Annotated in this window: 4 protein-coding genes; 1 reads left to right on the forward strand and 3 read right to left on the reverse strand. The window is 67.3% G+C overall.

Features of this window, described 5'->3' with window-relative positions; translation table 11 throughout:
* Nucleotides 1-668: 668 nt before the first annotated feature.
* On the reverse strand, nt 669-1,358 hold the full coding sequence (locus AB4Z14_RS21965; protein ID WP_442277099.1) for a phosphatase PAP2 family protein: 690 nt from the start codon (nt 1,356-1,358) through the stop codon (nt 669-671).
* 745 nt (nt 1,359-2,103) lie between these two features.
* Here AB4Z14_RS21965 and AB4Z14_RS21970 point away from each other — a divergent pair.
* Entirely contained in the window at nt 2,104-2,847 is a 744-nt protein-coding gene (locus AB4Z14_RS21970) for a ParA family protein (protein ID WP_442277100.1), read from the forward strand.
* A gap of 93 nt (nt 2,848-2,940) precedes the next feature.
* Here AB4Z14_RS21970 and AB4Z14_RS21975 read toward each other — a convergent pair whose 3' ends face one another.
* Nucleotides 2,941-3,084 (reverse strand): hypothetical protein, encoded by a 144-nt coding sequence (locus tag AB4Z14_RS21975; protein ID WP_442277101.1) that lies wholly within the window; start codon nt 3,082-3,084, stop codon nt 2,941-2,943.
* A 91-nt stretch (nt 3,085-3,175) separates the two neighbouring features.
* The coding region (locus AB4Z14_RS21980) for an integrase core domain-containing protein (RefSeq protein WP_442277025.1) at nt 3,176-3,323 on the reverse strand (148 nt) is incomplete at its 5' end.

Below are 3,323 nucleotides of genomic sequence, written 5' to 3' on the forward strand. Positions count from 1 at the left end.
GTCCCGTGCGACCTGACGCTGCGGAACACCATCCGCAACCAGTCGCCGGATCAGAGCCCAATCCTCCACTGAGATCACCCATCCAATCTGTCTGGGTGGCCTCGTTTTCGACCGTCGCTATGGCCTCGTTTTCAAGCGTCGTCGACACCAGAACGCTTTGTTGACCCCCTTCCCGCCACGGGCACGGTCATCTCGGCCGGTCGAGAGCAGTTCATCGGCACCGATCCATGGCGCCCGGCCATCTCGGAGGCTACCCCCATCGGCTGCCGCGGACCGGCCGATCAGGCACATCCATCAGACTCGGTGACGCGGTCGGCAGGCTCGGGTCGCCGCGCTGGACCACCTTCAGTGTCTGTCCCGGCGCTTTGTACGTCAGGGTCGGGTGAGACGGGTCGGTGTTTTCCTTCCCTCCCGGGAGAGTGGGCGGGATGCCGTCGTCCGTCATGCGGCGGAAGGGCATGGCCGCTCCGCGACGAGGTGACGCATGTCGACGGGCTCGCATTCAACCGATCGGGTGGCACCCCGCCGTTCCTGCGCGCACCAGATGGGGCAGACCTCATGCGTTGCTTCCTGCCGTGCATTGGGTGAGATGGTCGAAGCTTGGGAGTCTCGCGGGCGCCAAAAGGAGACTTCATCCGTCCGTGAACCTGCTCGGATGACGAGCGCTGTCAGGCGGCCACCGCGATGGGCCATCTCGAGGCCACGAACCAGCATCCGCATCCGGAGAGCAGCCCGATCGCGGCGCCCCCGATCACGTCGACGGGCCAGTGCGCGCCAATGTAGAGCCGGTTCAGCGCCACCAGGCCAGCGAGGATCACGCCGACAATCCGTTGCGGCCAGGTCAGCCAGGGCCACAGCGCCGCGACGAGGCCGACGGCGACACTCGTGTGGGCGGAGGGGTAGGCGTCGCCGTAGGGGTCCTTGGGGTAACCGTGCACGTCCAGCCCGACGATCGACGCGGTCGGTCGGGATTGGTGGGCCAAGCGCTTGAGCGTCTGGGTGATCACCTCGGAGATCGCGACGCTGATAACGATCGCCCGCAGCACCTCCCATCGAGCGCCTCGGGTGGTGGCCATGACCCAGCCGCCGAGGGTGAGCCCGACCACGGCCAGGGGCACGGGGCGGAACAGCGGGTTGGTGACCGCCAGCACGGTCCCGAGGGGTGGGGGTGGGTCGTTGATCCATGAGACGAAGCTGGTCTGCGCATCGGCTGCTCCCGGCTGCAGTGCCAACCACCACGTCGCAGCGATCACCAGTGCAGCCAACGTCGCCAGCACGCGGGACCTGGCCGGCGGGGGCACGGTCCTTACCTGGTGGGCGCCGCTGACATTCATCGTGGCCTCCTCACGGTTCTGCACGATGTCGGCCCAACCTACAGACGTCCCTCGTCGTCCGCTGCACGAGTTGCCAGCCATTCCGACAGGGCGGATGTGGCCGTGAGTGTGGTCGGTGACCTGGCGCGCGCTGGCAGCATGGACCGGCCTGGGTGTGCGTCCGCGCAGGCACGCCCGGCATCCCGCAGGCGGCGAAAGGGCTACCTCAGGACACATGCGCGCGTTCTGCCGCTAGGGCCGCATGAAGGTGCACCGGCGGGTCGGTCGCCATGTCGGTCGGGCCGCTTCCTCAATCAGCTGAGGAGATGCAGGCCCGTCATCACGGTGTCGGCCGGGTTCGGCGTCGGATCTCCGTAGATCTCCCATGAGTGCCCGGCAGAGCCCCTGGCCTGCGCTGTCACCCAGGTGTCGATCGCGTCATCCGCTCAAAGCTCCGGCCGACCGCGCAGAAAGTCCCAGACCTTGCCTACCGCAGGACCCCACGCGGAGCCAACTTCGCCGGGTGAGACCGTGCATCGCACCGCGGCGAACCTTCGTCCGCTCACAGCCTGCACCCCGACTGAGATCACCACTTCTGGATCGTAGATCGCGGCCATTCACGTAGAGCGACTGGCGGTGAAAGGACGCACGCCACTTGGGCAGTCCGGGAAACTACGCACCCACCGAATTGAGCGCCGCGCGCGACATCCCCCACGACGGGTCTCGTGCCACTCTTCTACGGCGAAGCTCGTCGAGAAACTCCCACGAAGGCCGTGACAGGATGGGCCCCGTGGCGGCAACGGTGATCGCGATATACAGCACCAAGGGTGGGGTCGGAAAGACGACGACCGCTGTCAACCTCGCCTGGCAGGCGGCATCCGAACGGCGAGACGTTCTCCTGTGGGATCTTGACCCGCAGGCCGCGGCGACCTGGCTGCTGCAGGTGAAGCCGCATCTGCGAGGAGGCGCCGAGGCGCTCGTGCGGGGCAGGAAGCCCGCGAACAAGGCGGTGCGCGAATCGAAACTCGACCGGATCGACGTGCTCCCCGCCGATGAGAGCTACCGCGACCTCGACATTGCCCTCGACGCGGCGAAGAAGTCGTCGTCCCGCGTGACGGAGGCATTAAGGCCCCTCCGTAGGCACTACGACGTCATCATCCTCGACACCCCGCCGGGTGCGTCGCTGGTCGCCGAGAACGCGCTGCGCGCAGCGGACGTCGTCGTTCTGCCGCTCATCCCGTCGGCGCTGGGGCTGCGCTCGCTGGAGCAGGTGCGCGGTGTGATCAAGGATGCCGGCGGCCACGTCAAGCTCGTTGCATTCCTCTCACAGGTGGACCGACGAAAGCGCGCCCATGTGGAGGCGCTCGAGCAGCTTCCTGCGGCGCACAAGGAGATCTGCGACGGCTACGTCGGCGCGAGCGTCGTCGTGGAGCGCATGGGCGAGCACCGCGCGCCCATAGGCGTCTACGCCCCGACCTCGGATTCTGCCAAGGCGTTCGCGGAGCTGTGGAAGCGCGTCCGGCGCGCTTCTTGAGGGCCGCGCTCGGGCTGGTTGTTCGGATAGGCCGGTACGAAACCACGATCGACCTCGGTTCGAGAGCAGGGTGAAATCAGCGCGGGCGGACCATCATCTCGCGGCAAGCGCGTGCAGGGTTCCGTCGTCGGTCAGGGCGAACAGGAGGTTGCCGCTGACGGTCAGCGCGGAGGTGACGGCGCCGCCGAGGTGGTACACCCCGAGCCGTTTGCCGGGGGCACGGTCCAAGACGACCACGCGTCCGTCATGCGGGGCTGAGGTTGCGAGGTTAGTCGGACGCGCCGATCTAAGGCCTGTCAACGCGCCGCCACTGGGTCTCTCCTCAGCGCTAGATGTACTGACCCGACAGGTTGGTTAAGCGGGTGATGGGTGGCTTGTTCCCGCAGGCGGTGTGGGGTCGGTGGTGGTTGTACTCGTGGAGCCATGCTGGCAGGGCCGCCCGTCGCTCGTCCTCTGAGGTGTAGCAGTGGGCGTAT

Source organism: Terrabacter sp. 2TAF16 (genome assembly GCF_052115065.1).
Classification (GTDB): Bacteria; Actinomycetota; Actinomycetes; order Actinomycetales; family Dermatophilaceae; genus Terrabacter.